Origin of the sequence: Amycolatopsis xylanica, assembly GCF_900107045.1 — a bacterium.
Lineage (GTDB): Bacteria > Actinomycetota > Actinomycetes > Mycobacteriales > Pseudonocardiaceae > Amycolatopsis > Amycolatopsis xylanica.
The window spans coordinates 201,589-220,010 of record NZ_FNON01000012.1 but is presented as its reverse complement, the minus strand read 5'-3'; the positions used below and the strand labels follow the sequence as shown (position 1 = coordinate 220,010).

The following is an 18,422-nucleotide window of genomic DNA, read 5'->3' as shown; positions in this document are numbered from 1 at the left end:
GGAAGGCGCAGGCGCCCGTCGTGGACTTCGGCGATCTGGTCGACGGCGGTGAGGTGGGTGCGGTCGTGGGTGACCAGGACGGTGGCGGTGGCCTGTCGGTGGGTGAGGCGGGTGATGAGCTCGACGACGGCGGCTCCGCGTTCGTGGTCGAGCGCGCTGGTGGGTTCGTCGACCAGCAGGACGGTGGGGTCGTTCATGAGGGCGCGGGCGACGTTCACGCGCTGGCGCTGGCCGCCGGAGAGCTGATGCGGGCGGCGCCCTGCTTGCGGTGCCAGGCCGACGGCGTCGAGCAGTTCCAGCGCACGGGCACGGGCCTTGGCGGGGGAGCGGCCGTCGAGGTGGGCCATGGCCTGAAGCTGTTCGGCGGCGGTGAGGGCGGGCAGCAGGTTGGGCTGCTGGAAGACGATGCCGATCTTGTCGCGGCGTAGGTCGGTGAGTTCACCGCGGGTCATGCCGGTGGTCGTGGTGCCGTCGATGGTGACGGTGCCGTGGTCGGGGGTGATGAGGGTGGCGGCGACGGCGAGCAGGCTGGATTTGCCGGAGCCGGACGGGCCGGCCACGGCGGTGATGCTGCCGCGGGGGACGTCCAGGGTGACCTGGTCGAGTGCGGTGAGGCGGGCGTCGCCGTCGGGGTAGGTGAGGGTGATGCCGGTCAGGTTGAGGCTCATCGGGCGCTCCCCAGTGCGGTCAGCGGGTCGACGGAGGTGATGCGGCGGATGGCGAGTGCGGCTCCTAGCGCGCCGAGCAGGATCATCACGGCGGCCGAGAGGAGCACAGTGGCGGGTGTGAGGACGAAAGGGATCGCCGAGCCGGTGAGTGCGGCGCCCAGTGCGGCGGCGAGGCCGGTGCCGATCAGGGTCCCGCCGACGAGTAGCACGACAGCCTGGCCGAGTGCGTCCTTGAGCAGCCCGGTCGTGGTGGCGCCCAATGCCTTCAGCACGGCGATGTCACCGCTGCGTTGGATGGTCCAGACGGTGAAGAAGGCGCCGATGACGAGCGCGGAGATGGCGAACAGGAAGACGCGCATCAGCTGCAGGGAGCCGTTCTCGGAGGTGTAGGAGCCGATCGCGGACAGTGAGTCGTCCTTGGTGACCGTCCTGGTGCCGGCGGCTTGATCGGTGGCGGTGATGGCGGTGGCGGAGGTGGTGGTCAAGGCGATCACCGTCGCGGTCGGGCCGCCGCTGCCGATGCTGCCGGGGGGCGCGGTCGCCTGCCAGACGTCGAGGGTGGTCCAGACGACCGGGGTGTGGCTGAAGGAGGCGTCACCGGACACGGCGGCTACGGTCAGCTGTCGTCCGGCCAGTACGAGGCTGTTTCCGGGCTGGACGCCCAGGTCGTCGGCGGCGGCGGTGGACAGCACGACCGTGTGCTCGGTGAGCTTGCCGCTGTCCGGGGCGAGGACGGACCCGGCCAGGACGCCGAAGGCCGAGACGCCGATGCTCCGATCGCCCGCGGTCGCCTTCGTGGTGGTGACGCCCAGCGGTTCGGCGCTGGTCACCCCCGGGGTGGCGGCCCACTGCCGCCACTGCGTCTCGGTGACGGTCGAGTTGGCATACGACAAACGCTGCTCCCCGCTGGGAGCGGCGAAGGCGATCCGGTCGGCCGGCAGGCCGGTGATGGCGGAGATGTTCTGCCTGCCGAGCCCGGCGGTCAGCCCGGACAGCAGGCCGACCAGCAGGGTGATCAGCACGATGACGGTTCCCATCAGGGCGAAGCGCCCCTTGGCGTATTTCAGGTCTCTCCAGGCGACGAACACGGCCTCGATCGATCCTTTCCGGTGGCGTATCAGGGATGTCTCCACAATCGCCGTCGGTGCCCAGTGGCGGCATCTGGCCGGGGATGGCACTTCACGAGCCGGAAGGTGGCTCGCCGGTTCCACCTTTCGATAGAGGTGGAGTCCCGCTGACGCTGCGTAGTCTGGACGCACTGTGAACGCCGCCGCTCCTGCTCTGACACCGACCAGCCGGGTGCTGACCTGGTGCCTGCACCTGCTGCTCGTCGCCCTGCTCGTACTGGCGGCGGCCAGGGCCGTGGCCGGGGGACAGCCTCGGGCCGCGGCGGTCGTCGTCGTGGCGGTGCTGTGCGGGGTCGTGTACGCGGCCGGACCGCTGCTGCCCCGCGTCCGCGCGTCCTGGCGGGTGGCCGCGAGGTGGCTGAGTGCTGTCAGCGCTGTGTGGCTGGTACTGGTGGTGCTGACCGCTGACGGGGTGTGGGTCGCTTTCCCCCTGTACTTTCTCCAGCTCCACCTGCTGCCGCGCCGAGCGGGCCTGATCGCGGTGACCGCCACGGCGCTGGCCGCGATCACCGCGTTCGCCGCGCACCAGGGGGTCTTCAGCCCGGTCGCCGCGATCGGCCCGGCACTCGGCGCGGCCGTCGCGGTCGCCGTGGTCTGGGGCTATCAGGCCCTGTACCAGGAGAGCGAGCAACGCCGACGCCTGATCGAGGAGCTCACCGCGACCCGTGCCGACCTGGCCGAGGCCCAGCACACCGCCGGGGTACTGGCCGAACGGGAACGGCTGGCCCGGGAGATCCACGACACCCTCGCCCAGGGCCTGTCCAGCATCCAGCTGCTGCTGCGCGCCGCCGAGCGGTCCTTGCCCGACACTGCGGGAAACGCCGCCCGCTACGTGGATCAGGCTCGCCAGTCCGCCGTGGACAACCTCGCCGAAGCCCGCCGCTTCGTCGCCGCCCACACCCCGCCCGCCCTCGACGACACCACGCTGGCAGGTGCACTGGAACGCCTGTGCGCCACCACCAGCACCCGCCACCGGATCACCGCGCGCTTCCACTCCACCGGCGACCCGGTGCCGCTGCCGACAGCCCATGAGGTGGCTCTCCTTCGCATTGCCCAGGCCGCCCTCGCGAACACCGTCCGCCACGCGGGCGCCGCCACCGCCGAGATCACCCTGAGCTACCTCGGTGACGAGATCGCGCTCGACGTCGTCGACGACGGAACCGGCTTCGACCCCGAAAGGCTGCCCACTCCCGATCCCGGCGAAGGCGGATTCGGGCTGGCGGCCATGCGCACCCGCGCCCGCGCACTGGGCGGCTCCCTCAGCATCGAGTCGGCTCCCGGCCACGGCACCGCGCTGGCCGCTCGGCTTCCCCTGCCGCAATCCGACGACACCCAACCCGAGGCCCGCCCGTGACCGACATGCCCATCCGTCTTCTTTTGGCCGACGACCACCCCGTGGTGCGCGCGGGCCTGCGCGCCGTGCTCGAGACCGAACCCGGACTCGTCGTGGTCGCCGAGGCCGCCACCGCCGAGGACGCGGTGGCACGAGCCGCACAGGGCGACATCGACGTCGTACTGATGGACCTGCAGTTCGGCGCCGGGATGACCGGAGCCGAAGCCACCGCGGCGATCACCGCACACCCCGGCGCGCCCAGGGTCCTGATCGTCACCACCTACGACACCGACGCCGACACGCTGCCGGCCATCGAGGCGGGCGCCACCGGCTACCTGCTCAAGGACGCCCTTCCCGAAGACCTCGCGGCCGCCGTGCGCACCGCGGCCGCCGGGCGCACCACACTGGCACCCGCCGTCGCCGACCGGCTACTGCACCGGATGCGCATGCCCGACATGGCGCTGACCCGACGGGAAATCGAAGTACTCACCCTCGTCGCCGACGGCCTGTCCAACCGGGCGATAGCCGCACGCCTGCACCTCACCGAAGGCACGGTGAAATCGCATCTGGCCCGCTGCTACACCAAACTCGGCGTCGACTCACGCACCGCCGCGGTAGCCACCGCGACGGACCTCGGCCTCATCCGCCGGTAAAAACCCCTGCTCGATGAGCGGCTGCCCCGGCGGCCCGTCGGGACCCGTGACCTCACCCGGGTTCGCCGCGCCATTGCTGTTCACCGAGGGCGGGAACTTCAGCCGGATGAGCGGCACGACCACGGTGACCACGACGCCGGGCCGGTACATCGCGACGTTGACGTGTAAGGGGACACCGATCCCTGGCAAGATCGGGTTCACCGTGCTCGGTACCCCTCCGTCCGCGCCGGCCAAGCCGGTCGTTCCCGCGCCCGCGAAACACGCGCAGGTCGTGGTTCCGCATGGTGCACCGGAAACCGGCAGCGGCCCGAACTGAGCCAGGCCGCGTTCTGGCGGGCGCTGTTTCTCGCCTGGGCGCGATCTGGGCGAGACGCTCCATTCGGGCGGCTTGAAACCGCCGCGTCCGCGTGCTGCGGCCTCGCCTCCCCCCCGGCGCCGAACTGCTGATCGCGCGCTCGGCGTGTTCGGACTGGTCATCGGCTTGGCGGTGCTCGCGGGCGCGATCTTCGCCCTCCCGAAGCGAACACCAACCGCACAGTCCGAAGTGGACTTCACGGGCGCCGGTCTGCTCGCCGCTGGCATGCTTCTGTGCGGCTACCCGTCCTTGGCTTCGGTGGTGTCGACGGCGAGCAGCAGCGCGGTGATCGTGATCGCGGTGACGACGAGCACGGGAACGTTGATCAGGCGCGTGATGCCCCAGCAGGTTCCGGGCAGGGCACGCCGACGTGCCGGACACGGCGCGGTGAGGGAGAACCGGCTCCAGCGGCTAAGCCGCGACCCGATCACCAGGCCGATCTTTGATCCAGACCTCAAGCCCGTCGACCTGCTCGGCGCGGACATGGTCGTGTTCTGTACCAACGAGATCCCGCTGCCGAGCGCGCTGGAGATGAGCAATGAACGTATGGCTGCGCGTATCCCTCCGCGCAAGCTCTTCGGTCGCGCCTTCGACCTGCTCATCGCCGCGATCGCCAAGGAGACCTGCTTCAGCACCGACCGGTGGGGGAATTCATCTGCGACGAAGAGTGGGTTTGGATACCCGGTAAACGACAGGAGCGACCCATTTATTGGCGAGTATGTGTGCGACAGCGGTGCGTACAGTGGGGAAGTCTGCCCTACCCGTGTTGCCGCTACTGACTCATTCATCAATGGTTCCGATGGTGGCACAGGGCCTGGCTATATGACAGAAAACTCGTCCATCGACTATCACGGTAGTGCTGGGGAAGGAGATAGTGGCGGAGCAAGCTTCACCGTTCGTGGTGCCGCCGTCATTGCTACCGGAATAATCGTTGCTGGATATATCGACAGCCAAGCTTCTTGTAGTCCTGGCGCAATGGAAATGCCAAGGCTCTGAGTTTTCCGCAACAGTATTGAAGCTGTCGTAGATGCCCTTGACGTAACACCGATGACCCGCTAACGCAAACGTGGCTCCTTGTTGGATAATCGACAAGGAGCCACGTTGGTTTGTATAACCGGTTATGTTGTTAACCTTGACGTGCCTCTACTACTTTTCCATGCCTGGTGAGTAGTCGGATTCGGCCGGGCCTGTAATCGAGGCTTGCGGTCGACGATTGGCCGAGGTCAAGCAATTGAACGGTGAAGCCCTCAGACTCGCAGCGCTCTTTCGCTTCACGTTCCGGATAGCCCGATAGCTCTGTCAGATCAAACGAGGGCTTCCGTCCGTCCGGCATGACTGCTCCTATCAGTACTGGCAAAGCAGGCTGTGTGGGCATCGTCTTCACAGCGTAAGCAGGCTACGTCGTAATGGCTTGAGCCTGCGTCACTAAGGTGGATGCATCACGCCACGTTGGCTACTCGGCTTGACACGAGTCGCGCCAGCACTGCCGCTTGCGTCGCCAGGCTGCCCAGCCATCTCTCAGCGGACTGCGCTCTTCGAGGGGCTGCCGGAGAAGACGAACAGGTCGTCGGTGAACGGTCGGCCGAGCGCTTCCACACGTGCCTTGACTCGTTCGCGGTGCTCCTTGAGCAAGACAAGAGTTTCTGTGTCGAGCGCGACGCGCCGGATCTGGTTAGTCTTTGTGTCCTTCTCGCGCCCGCGCACCCAGTCCTCATTCCTCATCCATCCGGAACGCCTCGTCAACCAGCTTGGCAGCCTCGGCCTGCGTCGGCGGGTCCGGCTCAGGCGGCTTGGGCCTCGGCCGACGTGCGACGCGGGCGGGATTGCTGGGAATCTAGTCCCAGCGCTCAGCCGTGCCCAGCGTGCCGCTCAGAATGCCCGTGGATCTGCCGAACCGTGGACGCGGCCATAGGACGGCAGGCATGCGCCTTACATCCGACAGCCTTGCAGTCGTGGTCCTCGACGGCTGACTTGTGCTTCTCGATGAACGGCTTGCCATCACAGCGAACCCGGCAGCGACGCAACTCTGTATAGAGGCTCTCCAGCATGCGGGCGTCGATCTTCTTCACCGGCCGGTGTCCGAGCGCCGGAACGATGGTCCGGGCTATGTAGCCCTCATAGCTGTTCCGGGTGCTCTCCTCTAACTCACTGACGCGCAGCCACTCGTCCAGCGCATAGGAGAGAGTCACGGACGAACCGGCAGAGCGCTGCTTGAGTACCTGCGTCCGGAACTCGGCGAGCTTGTCTTCCGCCGTACGCCAAGACTTGTCGCCCGTGCCGTCGATCGTGGCGCGAAGGTAGACCTGCTTGCTGGTGACCGGGTCGATGCCCGCATAGAGACGGACGCGGAGCGCTCCACCGCGTTCTTCGATGTTCCCGCGCTTCCGTCCGGCACCGCGTTGACCAGCCATAACGGGAACGGTGCGCCGGGGTCATGCCCAAAACGATGCCCAAAGATCGCGAACGTGGATGTTGGGAACGGCGAAATGCCTGGTCAAGCGTGGTGCCCCCGGAGCGGCTCGTACAGCATCTACACGAGGCCGCACCCGCGGTGAGCTGGCAGTATCCGCTGTTCTGAAGATCAAGCGACGTCGCCGTGGTCAGGGCGGTGGTGCTGGATGAGCGCCTCACTTCACGAACGTTCATCGATTGATGAGGTTGGAGATCGCGGGGCGATCGAGCCGGTCAGCCGGGCTCATCGGGATCGTGCCTTGTGGATCCAGTGCGCGTGCACGGCGCTGGTGGCGCTTGGTGCGGCCTACGCCTCTTATCGACACGGTCGAGTGTTCGCGTTGAAGTTTGGTTCGGACGAGACGACGGCGGCGATCTGGCCGTTGATCGTGGACGGGTTGCTCACGACGGCCACGGTCGAGCTGTGGAGATCTGGCCGCAGGGGGAGCGGCCGGTGGGCGGCCTGGTTGGCGTTCGTGTTCGGCATCGTGCTCTCGCTGTGTGCGAATGTCGCCGCGGCGCCCGCTCTGTCCGTTTTCGCCATCGCGGTTGCGGCGTGCCCTCCGCTCGCGCTCCTGCTCGCGGTCGAGCTGCTGAACCGAGCGCTGAAACGCCATCGTGCCGACCTGCACGCCGAGGAAGTCGCGGAGGTTGAACCTTCGGGGGTAGTGCGGCTTGCCGTCGTACCGAGCGAGTCCTTGACGGGGAACGAGACGACTGCCGAGGAACGGATGTGGGCTTATTACGCGGCCGAGCGCGCCAAGGGGCGTTCACCGAGTGGGGCTGAGCTTGACCGGGTGGTCGGGACTCACAACTACGGCCGTCGCATCCTTCGAAAATGGCGCGAAGGCGGGCAGATTCACTGACCGGTCACCAACCTTGCACTTGACTGTGCCTAAAGCAGTGGCCTGTCACCTTGTCTGTGGGCGACAGGCCACTGCTTCGTGGAGCGCGACTCGTACAAGAGGGCGCTGGATCGGCGTTCGTGTACGTCATCTGGGTGAAGATTCCCTTGCCCTTCACCCGGGGCAAGGATTTGGCCAAGCAAAAGGGCGAGGCCTGTTTTCGAGGCTCGTGGCGATCATGCCGCCACTCGAAAGGCCTCAGCCAATGTCTGCATCCAGCCCGCTGTCGGCGCTTCAGACCCAGTTCGCCCGCCCGCGTTCGATCGCCCGGTTCAACACCGCCTTGAGCGTTTGGTCGCAACAGGATCCGGCTTTGGCTGGGATCACCAGCCATGACCGGCTCGTCGATGTGCTGCGAGGGAACGACTACCCGCGTCACGACGTGGTCCTGCACAGCTTGTTGTGCCGCGCCGCCGTCCAGGACGACGACGGGCATCTGGCTGCCGAACTGGTCGTCAACGCGATGATTCCCGCTGTTCCGGGCGTGGTCGGCTGTGTCATTCGTGCCACCCGAGCTGCGACGTTCACGTCGGGGGCTCGTCGAGGTGTGACGGGATCCGGGGTCTCGGCCTCCGAGAGCAACCGAGATATCCAGGCCGGAGTGATCGGGCACCTGTGGGAGATGGTCTGCTGCTACCCGCTCCGGCGCCGGAACCACGTCGCCGCGAATCTGACGCGTGAGACGCAGCGTGCCGCACTCCGGTCTTTCGGGGTCGACCTAGGTCAGACCGCTGCCGAGGTGGTCAGCATGGACAACGAGGCGTTCCCCGGTCAGGTCAGCGACCAGCCGGCAGAACTGGACGCCTCCGAGGAGCTGCTGGAGCTGCTTTCGTGGGCGGTGGAGCAGCAGCGGCTGGACGAGGAAGCCACAGCGATCCTGACCGCTCGCTACTTCGGAGATCAGATTGGGCGCGATGGTGTGGCCACGGATCGCCAAGTCGGCGTGCTGCTGGGCCTGAGTCAGCCGACGATCACCCGTCACCGCCAGCGGGCCGTCGAGCAGCTTGCCTCCGCCGCGCTGGATTTCCCAGGTGTGGGCCGGGCGTGGGCGAGCTGATCGGCACGAATCAAACGCAGGTGCGGGCTGCATGTCTTGGACAACTGCAGTCCGCACCGACGGTTGGAGCGCTCGTGACCGGTTCCCGCATCGCACTCGACCCCGACGAGGAGGCGATCGCTCGCGCTCGCATCCGAGCACGAGCGTTGGCCGCGCGCCTGGCGGTCTCGCTGGTCGACCGCGAGCTGTACACCGAGATTCGACTGTTCCTCGATGAGGTCGGCTTCCCGGCTTGTGATGCCATGGAGGCCTTCGCCAGCCGAACTGAGGTGCAACTGCGGCGGCGTTTGCACCTGGTGCTTGGTCTGGGGGCCAGCATCGAGGACGAGACCTGATGCGGCGTCGACGCTCTCGCGGCGAGACCAGCGAGACCGGGTCTCGTCCGTTGTCGCGGCTGGTGCCGGACGCCGACGTGGAGCCCGCGTTGCGTTCAGTCGCGCGCAGGGGCGGGCGGCTTGCCGCGTGGAGTGTGGTGCTGGCGAGTCCGCTGGTGACGCTTCTCGCGTTGATCCTGCTGCGGCCGACACCGTCGGCGGCGCCATCGGCGGATGAGCGTTCGGAGCGGGATCCGCGCGGGTGGGCGGAGATGTACGTGCGGGCGTGGCTGTCGGTCAGCCGCGATGATCCCGCGAGCCTGGAGACCTTCTACCCACCGGGCATGAAATCCCAGCGCGCGGTCGGCAGCCAGGTGCCGGTCGACCTCGCCACGCTCACGGCGACCTCGCCCTCGACTGGCGTCTGGTCGGTGGTGGTCGCGGTCAACCTGCTCACCCAGCAGCCCGAGGGCAAGCGGATCGCGAAGCTCGTCTGCGTCCAGGTCAGCATGCTGGAGTCACCTGCCGAGCCCGGCGCGTATGTGGCAGCGGCATTGCCGTCTCCGGTGGCTTGCCCTGCCACGTTGGGCTCCGCGGACCTCGCCTATCCGGAGACGGCTGAGCTCACCGGGCCTATCGGCCAGTCCGTGCTCGGGTTTCTCACTGCCTACCTGGCGGGGCAAGGCAGCCTGGACCGGTATACCGCGCCCGGAACAAGCCTTGCCCCGACGGCGCCTGCGCCGTATGTGGCAGTCCAGCTGAGCTCGCTGCGGACGCACGAGAAGTTCGAACCGGGCCAGGCCGCGCGGCCACTCGACGGCACCGCGACCCGGCTCGCGGAATCCATGGGCGTGCGTGAGCTCAAAGACCTTGGCCACATCATCACCAACGCCGGGCAAGGCGGAGCGAGCATCGTGGACACCCTGCGTGCCAAGGCATCCTCGCTGGCTCAGCAGCAACTCGCTGCACAGAAGGCCGGGTCATCGATCCGATCCGACCGCATGGACATGCCGGTCGCCGTCATGGGCCTGGCCTTCATCGGCTTCCTGGCCTTTCCCTGCATCTACACCCTGCTCGGCGGATAAGGAGAAGATCATGCTCATCACGAGGCTCTACCTCGCCATGCTGGCCCTCGGCCAGGTCCTTCACGAGCGCCGCGCGCAGTTCGCACGCGAGAGCGAACGCGGCGACGAGAACATCACCAAGGTGTTCTACGCCGTCCTCGGCGTCACCGTCGCCACCCTCATCGCCGCCGCGGTCACGGCGTTCGTTAACGGCAAACTACCGCTGATCGGCGGCCAATGAACCGCCTCGCCGCGCTGCACGGCGAACGCGGCGACGAGAACCTCACCGCGGCCTACGCCTTCAGCGCGCTGCTGTTCATCGCCTGGGCCGTGTTCCAGGCCGTCGCGGTGTTCCTCGGCAGCAACGTCGCCCTGGAAGCGGCCCGCGACGGCGTCAACGCGGCGAGGTTGCCGCCGGTCGACACCGCGGCCGCGGAAACCCGGGCCCGCGACTACACCAGCCGCGTGACGCTCGGCTGGCTCACCAACGTCGCCGCCCGAGCCTCCAGCGACGGCCGAAACGTCACCGTGACCGTCAGCGCGGACGCCGCGTCCTTCGTGCCGTTCCTGCGATTCCCGGTCAGCCAGACTGCGTCCGCGCCGATCGAACAGCTCACGTCATGACCACCCGCCTTCACGACCTCCGCCATAGCGACCGGGGCGACATGAACATCGAGGTCGCCATCGGCGCTGCCGCGCTCATCGTCCTCTTCGGACTCGCGATCGTGGCCATGCGAATCCAGACCGCCGAATCCGCCATCGCCGAAGCCGCCCGCTCGGCCGCCCGATCCGCATCGCTTGCCCACGACGGCGAAACTGCGGCTGCAGCCGCACGGCAACGCGCGAGAGACGTCCTCGCCCAGCAGCACCTGTCCTGCTCAGGTCTGCAGATCGACGTCGATGCCCACGACTTCGCCAAGCCGCTCGGCGAGACCGGCTACGTCATCGCCACCATCACCTGCGAAGTCGGCTACAACGACCTGCTCATCCCAGGAATGAGCGGATCCCGAACCACCCGCGCCGAGTTCCGCTCACCGATCGACCGTCACGGAGCCCGGCAATGACGCCCGCGCGCTCGTGGCGAGACCTTGGCGGTGACCGCGGGTCGGCGTCGGTCTGGCTGATCGGCCTCAGCGTCGCACTGGCGATCGCAATCGGTGGCGTGGTCGACGGCAGCCGCAAAGCCCAAGCACATTCGCAGGCCACCGCGGTCGCCGAGGAAGCCGCCCGCGCGGCCGGCCAAGCCCTCCGAGTGCAGTCCCTGGCCAGCGGCCGGGACGCCGACGTCAACCCCGAACTCGCCGCCACCCAAGCCCGCGCCTACATCACCGCGACCGGCGCGACCGGGACCGTGTCCGTGCAGGGAACCCGCATCGAGGTCGAGACGACGATCACCAAAGCCACCGTTTTCCTGGGCATGATCGGCATCGCGGAGATCACCATCCACGGCCACGGCACCGCCAACCTCATCTCGGCCGGGTGAACCCATGCGACCAGCCACCAAACTCGCCCGCACGGGCACCGCGTCACTCACGCTGATCGCCTTGATCGCGGTGCCTCCTTTTCTGTTGTGGACATTGCGCTCCACATTCCTGCCGGACCACCTCCCAACCGGGCAAGAGCTACTGGACTGGTTCACCGAACGCGACAGCGGGCACGTGTTCCTCGGCTTGCTTGTCCTCATCGGCCTGATCGCCTGGCTGCAACTCGTCGTCGCGGTGCTCCTCGAAGCGATCGCAGCCCTGCGCGGTGTCTCTGTCCCGCGGGTCCGCGGCTTCGGCTGGGCCCAGAAACTCGTCGCCGGACTCCTGCTGACACTGCTTGCCAGCACCGCCACCGCCGCCGAAACCATCCCGCACACGTCAGCCAGCCACCTGCTCAGCACGACGCCACCCACGACCGCGTCACCCACCGGAGCAGCGCCTGCGGAACCAGCGACCTCAAAAGCGCCGAAGCCGTCAACGCACACGGTGGCGCCGGGTGAGTCCCTGATGAGCATCGCCGCCGACCAGCTCGGCGACGAAAACCGCTACCGCGAGATCTTCGACCTCAACAAAGACCGTCGCCAACCCGACGGCGCCGCCCTCCGTGACGTCGGACTGATCAAACCAGGCTGGAAACTGCTCCTGCCGGAGAACGAAGCGTGCGATGAGGTCTGTGTCCGCCAAGGCGACACACTGTCGAAGATCGCCCGTGACCATCTCGGCGACGCTCGCCGCTACCCGGAGATCTTCGCGCTGAACAAGGGCCGCCAACAACCCGGCGGAGCACCGCTCACCACTCCGAACCACATCTACCCGGGAACCGTCCTGCGGCTCCCCAGCACTGGCCCGCGCCCAGCGGGCGGCTCGGCATCCCAGTCAGCCTCGCGGACAAACGCAGACCCGATCGCCGGTGGCACTCCACCGCTGATTCCGAGCTGCGCCGCACCAACGCCCGTCGCGCAGGACCAGCCGGCGAAACCAGACTCACCATCCGAGTCCAACCCGATCCCAGCAGCTCCCAGTCGGTCAGCCACACCCGTTCCTGCTGCGCCGACGGCACACCGCGCTCCAGCTGCCGAAGTCGATGACGGCAGCCCGATGTCGTTGATCGGGTTCAGCGTCGGCGGTCTGCTCGCCGCGGGCCTTCTCGCCACCCTTGGTACCCGCCGCATGCGCGCCCAGCGCCGTCGCCGTCCAGGACACCGGATCCACACGAACCTCCCCGGTGACTTCGAAACCGCCCTTCGCGTGGCCGAGCAACCGGCCACCGTCGACGACCTCGATACCACCTTGCGCACGCTCGCTCATCACGTTCACCAAGCAGGCCAGGCGCTCCCCGCGATCCGGGCCGTGACCGTCGGCGCTAGCGGCGTGGTCCTGCATCCTCAAGAACCCGGCAAGCCCCCGTCGCCGCTCGTCGCACTCCGAGAAGCACCAGGCGCGTGGGCGTTCGATCCCGCGGCCGAAGCGGTGGATCTGGATTTCCTGCGTACCGTCCCCCCTCCCTACCCAGCGCTCATCTCGCTAGGACACGACCAGCACCGCAACCTCATCCTGCTCAACCTCGAACAAGTCGGCGCCATCACGCTGACCGGTAACACCGACGACATGGAAGCCGTCCTGCTGGCCATGGCCTGGGACCTCGCCGCTTCCAGCTGGGCCGACCACCTCGTCGCCACCCTCATCGGCTTCGGCCAAACCACCGCCGCCCACAACCCCGGCCGCCTCCGCTACGCCGCCACCATCGACGACGCCCTCGACACCTTCGAACGCCGCGCACAGGACGTCCGCGAAGGTCTTCAGGCCGCGGATACCTGTTCGATCGACCAGGCTCGCGGACTCGGCCTCGCCGAAGACACCTGGAGCCCGGAGATCATCCTCTCCGCCGCGCCCTTCAACCGCAGCCAGCAAGACCGGCTCTGCAACCTCGTCTCCTTCGACCGCCCCACGTCGAGCTTGGCCGCGGTCATCACCGCCGCAGAAGTTGCAGACGACCTGCCCGGCGCCTGGCACTTCGACCTCGGCACGAAGCGCACGCGGATCGAGCCGCTCGGGCTCGAGGTCGACCTGCAACGGCTGAGCCCAGCGCAGGACCGCGAACTGGTCGCCGCGCTCGCCTCCGCGGACAACGCCATCAACGTGCCGGTCGAGAACTTCCGCAACATCCCACCTGAGCCCGACGCTCTTCCAGTTCCGCTCGATCCCGACGAACTCGAAGTCGAGCCCGAAGACAGTGAGATCGAGCAGGCGTGCTCCGACGTCCCCGAGGTGCGAGTCCTCGGTCCAGTCGTCTTGGCCAACGTCGACCCGGACCATGTCGAGGCGAAGAAGTTCAACAGGCTCACCGAACTCGCCGCGTTCCTTGCCCTGCACTCCGGCGTCACCGCCGACGAAATCTCCCGCCAGATGGGCACCGGTGCCCAACCGTGGTCCGCCTCAACCCGCCAGGGCTACATTTCACGGCTGCGCACCTGGCTCGGCCGCGACCACGACGGCGAGCTCTACCTGCCCAACGTCGACATCAAGCGTGGCGGCTACCGGCTTTCAGAGTCGGTGCGCTGCGACTGGCATCGCTTTGAAAGTCTGGTTCAGGAAGGACTCAGCCAGGCACCTGCCGACGGATTGCCCTACCTCAAGCAGGCCCTCAGCTTGGTCACCGGAATGCCATTCAGCAGCATCCCCCACGGCCGATACGTGTGGAGTTCATGGATCCAACGCGAGATGACCGACGCGATCGTCGACGTCGCCCACGCCATCGCGGACGCATCTCAGAAGACCGGAAGTCTCGCTGCGGCAAGGAAAGCCCTTGCGCGAGGGCTTCAAGCGGACCCCGCCAGCGAGATACTTTACCGAGACCTGCTTCGTGTGGAGCACCAAGCTGGCAACCTCGCTGGAGTCAAGGAGACCGCTGACAAACTTGCAGGTCTCGCGGCGGACCTGGACGTGGACCTCGACGAGGAAACTAGCGAGCTGGTGCACAAGCTTCTGGACTTGCGATACCGAGCATCGTTGAGAACGCCTGTTTGAGCCGCGCTTAGCGAGGTCTTCACCATCTCAAAGGGTTCGACGTCTGTATGTGCAATAAGCATTTCCGTGTCGGGGAAGGTCAACCCGGTCCCCGGGTCAGGGCGTCGTGGTGTGAATCGCGCCGTTCGTGGTGTCGGCTGTCGACTTGTCCGATCTGGGGCTCTCGCTGTACGGACCGGGAAAAAAGTCCGGTCGCACCCGGGTGACACGTAACGGTTCTGACTGCATCGACGACTCCTTCCAGGACCACGAGACCACCGCCGACGATGTTGGGATACCAATGCCGGAAACATTCGAGATGGACCGTGTCGACCGCATTGCCGACATCCTCTATGGCGTCGCGTCCGGTGAAGGACTGATCCAGTATGCGCCGCTCGGCAGGCGAGTCGGCGTCCGGCCTGATCACCTTGGCCACTTCCTCGATCAGGTCTCGACGCGGGCTGTCCGTCAGGGTGAACCGATGTGGAGTGCGCTCGTCGTCTCAAAGGAGAGCGGGGCACCGAGTGTAGGGTTTTACGGCTTGGGTCGGCGCCTTCGAAACGAGTACCACGCACTGGACGACGCGTCGATGTGGATCCGGGAGCGGCAGCGCTGCTATGAAGCCGCTCGCGTCGCGTGACATAAGCGGACCTCGTTCTCGGGCGGCCACCCGCCAAGTCAGCTGGGAACTCCAGGCGTGCGCAATCTGCGGACCTGCCGCCCGTGAGGGCGACCATGCGTTCTGGTGAAACCCGGAGAATATGTCGATGGGTTGGCCGCCACCGACCGGACGGGTAGTTGCTGCGGGGTCTATCGTATTCCTCAGTGTTTAGTACGCGGATGGCGACCGAGATAGCAACTGCCTTGACCTCCTAGCGCTGGTGGCGTGCCGTTCTGCCATCGCTCGTTGCTTTGGTGGTTAACTCTCTCAGCAGGACAGTTTGCGTCAGCTTGTGAGAGCATCGCCGTCGCCGGTGGGCGTTCGTGGTAGTCCATCTCGGTTCGGTTACGCCATGTAACACTGTTCAGTGTCTGGGCGACTGGGTAGCTATGGCTAGTGGTGTCGTGAAGTGGTTCAACGCGGAAAAAGGATTCGGTTTCATAACTCCTGATGATTCTGATTCCGATGTTTTTGTCCACTACAGCGAACTCGAGGGGCGCGGATTTCGCTCGCTCGCAGAGGGGCAGCGAGTGGAGTTCGAAATGCGCGACGCTGCGCGCGGCCCTCAGGCCCTGCAGGTTCGGGTCGTTCACGACGAGGAGTTGACCAGTTCGATAGCGTCAGATCTGGGGCCGGTGACCTCCCAGGCACCTCCACCTTTTGGACCACAACGCCTTAGGCCTCCAAGTCGACAACGCCCGAGTTTGTTGCCAGCGCGCAGGCTCTTGGGTCGACTCACTCTCCTTGGTGCCGATGAAACCATAACTTCTCAGCATGTAGAGGTCCTGGCCAATGATGCGTCGCCTGAATATCTTGAGCAGCTGCTGACAGAACTCGTGCGCACTGGGTGGCTCGCACCGATCGACGGCGGCTACCAGCGGGTTGTCACCGCCGACTGGGAGGATGCTGCGCAGCTTTTTGCCGAGGAGGTTGTCGATGACCCGGGTCTGTCTACCCACCTTTTGCTCGAATTGCGGCGCTCGGCAGCCAACCGACAGCCGCGGTCACGACTAGTCCGAGATTTCTGGACCATCGAGGACCAGTTGGGCCGCAGCCGGTACGCCACCGCCCTCGCTGAGTTCATCCGGCATCCTCAATCACGCCCCCCGTTGGTCGTGGCCCTGCGAGGCGACTGGGGCGCTGGGAAGACATCCCTGATGCGGATGATCCAGGCTGACTTGGATGACATCGACGCCGAGGGACGGCTCCGCCGCATCGAGCTCTCTCCTACGGTTCCGGCTTTGTTGCGCTGGCGCCGCAGACGAGGTGCTGCGCCTGCGGCGTCGGAATCGGTATCAAACGCCGAGGTTCTCAGGAACCTCACCAAGGCTGCGTCCCCTGAGATTACGCATGAGGCTGCTGGGGAAACCGGTCGCTGGCGGCCCACGGTGTGGTTCAACCCATGGATGTACCAGAAAAGCGAACAAGTATGGGCTGGCCTCGCTGATTCGATCATCGAGCAGGTGACCAGCCGCATGGCCACTGGCGAGAGGGAGCGGTTCTGGCTGCGCCTCAACCTGAGGCGCCTGGACGTCCTCGCGGTGCGCCGGCGAGCCTATCGACTAATTCTCCAAAAGCTTGTGCCTGCCTTTTTCGTAGCCGTACTGATCCTCGCCTTCGCTGCCTTGGCATCCCTATTTCACTTCGCTGACGGAATCTTCCGCTGGAGCGCCGTCGCCTCCTTTGCAGTGCTGGCTGGCGGTGGCTTGGTCAGTACTGCACGTTTCCTCCTGGCGCCGGCAGCTCGCACGTTCGGCCAGGCAGTCAGTCAGCCGACCCCGGGTCAGATCGCGCGGGGTACCTGGGAAACGGGTGGCACGCTGCTGGGTGATGCGCTGAGCGACTACAATTATAGAGCCCAGACCGGTTCGTTCGCTTGCGCCAATCGTGACATTGCCGATGTTTTAGGTCTCGTTGCCAGGCCGGATCAGCCCTTGGTGGTTTTCATCGACGACCTCGACCGGTGTTCACCAGCCGTTGTCGTCGAAGTGATCGAGGCGCTCAATATCTTCCTTGCTGGCCAACTTGAGAACTGCATGTTTGTTCTGGCTATCGAGCCGCACGTGATCGCTGCCCATATCGACGTGGCATATCGTGAGGTCGGAGAACGGCTGGAGAACCACAGCAAGAATGAGCAGTTTGGCTGGCGATTCCTCGAGAAGATCATCCAGTTGCCAGTCGGATTGCCCACCCTCGACTCTGACGAAACAATGGATCAATACCTTCGTGCACTGGTCGGAGACGAGCGAATTCGCCGCGCACCAGAGCCCATGGCGGCAGCTACACCAAGCAGCAGGTCTCCTTCTCTCAGGAGTCCCATGCCATCTGCGAAGTCCGTAGTTCCTGCCGAGGATCTGGTCTGTGCGGCCGAGGAGGCGCTTCGCGCGCAGCGGCCCAACAGCACGTCCCTGTTCGACTCCGCCGAGAGACTGTTCGATACACATCCCGAACTCGGCCGCCCTGCGATAGATGCGGCCGTCCTCCGGGTGCTGGGTGACGTACTTACCGCCGAAGAGGCCTTCGATGCGATCGCCAGCCTTGCCGCGTCAGTTCAGCTGGACAACCCTCGCGAGATTAAGCGCTACCTTAACCTGTATCGTTTTTACTCCTTTCTGCTGTTCGGTACGTACCGACAGGTCGAACCAATCGTTGTGGCCAAGCTGGCCATGATCGCACTGCGGTGGCCGTTCCTCATTGAGCGGCTCGTTGCTCGGACTGAAGCCGGGGCGACGGTTCTTGACGTACTCGAACAGGCGGCATCGGACGTCGGGACATGGAACGCACTGCTCATCGAACATCGAATCCAGCTGTCCACGCTGCAATCTGTCCGCTTGCGCATGTTGCTGAATAGTGAGCCATCGATCGCCAAGGATGCGCGGCAGATCTTCTGACGCCATCCCCCGCGTCCAGCGGAGTGGAGGTACCGCCGGCAAGATCTTCCAGGCCAGTGTCACCGACCGGGCGGCGAGAACAAGCCGTAGCGAGGGCGTGCTGCGGAAGCTGATCGAGGGCCCGCGCGGGCATTGGGTGGACTTGCCGCTCAAGGAGTTCGAGCTGCTCGAGATCCTGATGCTTAACGCCGGGCGCGCGATCCCGCGCGTGACCTTGCTGCGCCAGCTATGGGCGGATCCTTTCCGCGGCGACCAGAAAACCGTCGACGTGCACATCCTGCGGTTGCGCCGCAAGATCGAGGTCGACCGCAACCGCCCCGTCTACATCCGTACCCTGCGCGGCTATGGCTACATCTTCGACCGCGAACCCGCCGACCCGTGACGTGGACGTGGTGGTGATCGGCGGGGGACAGGCCGGGCTCGCGGCCGGGTTCTACCTGCGCCGCGCTGGCC

The 18,422-nt window shown here is 66.1% G+C and carries 20 protein-coding genes and 2 pseudogenes; 18 read left to right on the top strand and 4 right to left on the bottom strand.

The features are described 5' to 3' along the window. Nucleotides 1-668: ABC transporter ATP-binding protein (locus BLV57_RS38875; protein WP_091298650.1), on the bottom strand; the 668-nt coding region annotated here is incomplete at its 3' end. Continuing rightward, a complete protein-coding gene (locus BLV57_RS38870; RefSeq protein WP_091298647.1) occupies nucleotides 665-1,756 on the bottom strand; it encodes an ABC transporter permease in 1,092 nt (363 codons plus the stop codon). The genes BLV57_RS38875 and BLV57_RS38870, both read right to left, overlap by 4 nt. Nucleotides 1,757-1,928: 172 nt before the next feature. On the opposite strand from BLV57_RS38870, the gene BLV57_RS38865 reads away from it, so the two are divergent. From BLV57_RS38865 to BLV57_RS44135, 4 genes are all read left to right on the top strand, one after another. Next, nucleotides 1,929-3,149, top strand: a complete 1,221-nt coding sequence (locus tag BLV57_RS38865) for a sensor histidine kinase (protein ID WP_091298645.1) — start codon at nucleotides 1,929-1,931, stop codon at nucleotides 3,147-3,149. After that, nucleotides 3,146-3,781 (top strand): response regulator, encoded by a 636-nt coding sequence (locus tag BLV57_RS38860; protein ID WP_091298642.1) that lies wholly within the window; start codon nucleotides 3,146-3,148, stop codon nucleotides 3,779-3,781. Before BLV57_RS38865 ends, BLV57_RS38860 begins: the two co-directional genes overlap by 4 nt. 46 nt (nucleotides 3,782-3,827) lie before the next feature. Next, nucleotides 3,828-4,097 (top strand): hypothetical protein, encoded by a 270-nt coding sequence (locus tag BLV57_RS38855; protein ID WP_091298640.1) that lies wholly within the window; start codon nucleotides 3,828-3,830, stop codon nucleotides 4,095-4,097. Nucleotides 4,098-4,262: 165 nt separating this feature from the next. Then, on the top strand, nucleotides 4,263-5,132 hold the full coding sequence (locus BLV57_RS44135; RefSeq protein WP_245757697.1) for a chymotrypsin family serine protease: 870 nt from the start codon (nucleotides 4,263-4,265) through the stop codon (nucleotides 5,130-5,132). Between the two features lie 522 nt (nucleotides 5,133-5,654). Here the strand turns inward: BLV57_RS44135 and BLV57_RS44130 are convergent. Beyond that, a complete protein-coding gene (locus tag BLV57_RS44130; protein WP_245757696.1) occupies nucleotides 5,655-5,840 on the bottom strand; it encodes a hypothetical protein in 186 nt (61 codons plus the stop codon). 143 nt (nucleotides 5,841-5,983) lie between these two features. Further along, a complete protein-coding gene (locus BLV57_RS44125) occupies nucleotides 5,984-6,547 on the bottom strand; it encodes a tyrosine-type recombinase/integrase (protein ID WP_245757695.1) in 564 nt (187 codons plus the stop codon). Nucleotides 6,548-6,754: 207 nt separating this feature from the next. Here BLV57_RS44125 and BLV57_RS38835 point away from each other — a divergent pair, with 207 nt between their 5' ends. From BLV57_RS38835 to BLV57_RS44115, 14 genes and pseudogenes are all read left to right on the top strand, one after another. Further along, nucleotides 6,755-7,453: a DUF2637 domain-containing protein gene (locus BLV57_RS38835; protein ID WP_091298636.1), complete on the top strand. Its 699-nt coding sequence runs from the start codon at nucleotides 6,755-6,757 to the stop codon at nucleotides 7,451-7,453. Between the two features lie 244 nt (nucleotides 7,454-7,697). Next, nucleotides 7,698-8,549: a hypothetical protein gene (locus tag BLV57_RS38830; RefSeq protein ID WP_091298633.1), complete on the top strand. Its 852-nt coding sequence runs from the start codon at nucleotides 7,698-7,700 to the stop codon at nucleotides 8,547-8,549. After that, nucleotides 8,537-8,884, top strand: a complete 348-nt coding sequence (locus tag BLV57_RS38825) for a hypothetical protein (RefSeq protein ID WP_091298630.1) — start codon at nucleotides 8,537-8,539, stop codon at nucleotides 8,882-8,884. The genes BLV57_RS38830 and BLV57_RS38825 overlap by 13 nt, the downstream gene beginning before the upstream one ends. Beyond that, nucleotides 8,884-9,948, top strand: coding sequence for a conjugal transfer protein (locus tag BLV57_RS38820; protein ID WP_091298629.1), 1,065 nt, complete (start codon nucleotides 8,884-8,886; stop codon nucleotides 9,946-9,948). Before BLV57_RS38825 ends, BLV57_RS38820 begins: the two co-directional genes overlap by 1 nt. A gap of 10 nt (nucleotides 9,949-9,958) precedes the next feature. Continuing rightward, nucleotides 9,959-10,168: a hypothetical protein gene (locus tag BLV57_RS38815; protein WP_176968999.1), complete on the top strand. Its 210-nt coding sequence runs from the start codon at nucleotides 9,959-9,961 to the stop codon at nucleotides 10,166-10,168. Then, complete coding sequence (locus tag BLV57_RS38810; protein WP_091298626.1) at nucleotides 10,165-10,551, top strand: hypothetical protein; 387 nt, start codon at nucleotides 10,165-10,167, stop codon at nucleotides 10,549-10,551. Before BLV57_RS38815 ends, BLV57_RS38810 begins: the two co-directional genes overlap by 4 nt. Further along, the gene (locus BLV57_RS38805; RefSeq protein WP_091298623.1) at nucleotides 10,548-10,991 is read left to right on the top strand and encodes a hypothetical protein; all 444 of its coding nucleotides are present in this window, start codon (nucleotides 10,548-10,550) and stop codon (nucleotides 10,989-10,991) included. Before BLV57_RS38810 ends, BLV57_RS38805 begins: the two co-directional genes overlap by 4 nt. Beyond that, nucleotides 10,988-11,410, top strand: coding sequence for a pilus assembly protein TadG-related protein (locus BLV57_RS38800; protein ID WP_091298621.1), 423 nt, complete (start codon nucleotides 10,988-10,990; stop codon nucleotides 11,408-11,410). The genes BLV57_RS38805 and BLV57_RS38800 overlap by 4 nt, the downstream gene beginning before the upstream one ends. A gap of 4 nt (nucleotides 11,411-11,414) precedes the next feature. Then, nucleotides 11,415-14,438 (top strand): BTAD domain-containing putative transcriptional regulator, encoded by a 3,024-nt coding sequence (locus BLV57_RS38795; protein ID WP_091298619.1) that lies wholly within the window; start codon nucleotides 11,415-11,417, stop codon nucleotides 14,436-14,438. A gap of 145 nt (nucleotides 14,439-14,583) precedes the next feature. Then, nucleotides 14,584-15,057 (top strand): hypothetical protein, encoded by a 474-nt coding sequence (locus BLV57_RS38790; protein WP_143047267.1) that lies wholly within the window; start codon nucleotides 14,584-14,586, stop codon nucleotides 15,055-15,057. 410 nt (nucleotides 15,058-15,467) lie between these two features. Further along, a pseudogene (locus BLV57_RS44120) lies at nucleotides 15,468-15,668 on the top strand (cold-shock protein); the annotation flags it as partial. Nucleotides 15,669-15,713: 45 nt separating this feature from the next. Then, on the top strand, nucleotides 15,714-17,969 hold the full coding sequence (locus BLV57_RS38785; RefSeq protein WP_245757702.1) for a KAP family P-loop NTPase fold protein: 2,256 nt from the start codon (nucleotides 15,714-15,716) through the stop codon (nucleotides 17,967-17,969). Beyond that, complete coding sequence (locus BLV57_RS38780) at nucleotides 17,950-18,351, top strand: winged helix-turn-helix domain-containing protein (protein ID WP_091298613.1); 402 nt, start codon at nucleotides 17,950-17,952, stop codon at nucleotides 18,349-18,351. Before BLV57_RS38785 ends, BLV57_RS38780 begins: the two co-directional genes overlap by 20 nt. After that, nucleotides 18,314-18,421: pseudogene (locus tag BLV57_RS44115) on the top strand (hypothetical protein); the annotation flags it as partial. The gene BLV57_RS38780 and the pseudogene BLV57_RS44115, both read left to right, overlap by 38 nt. Nucleotide 18,422: the final 1 nt, after the last annotated feature.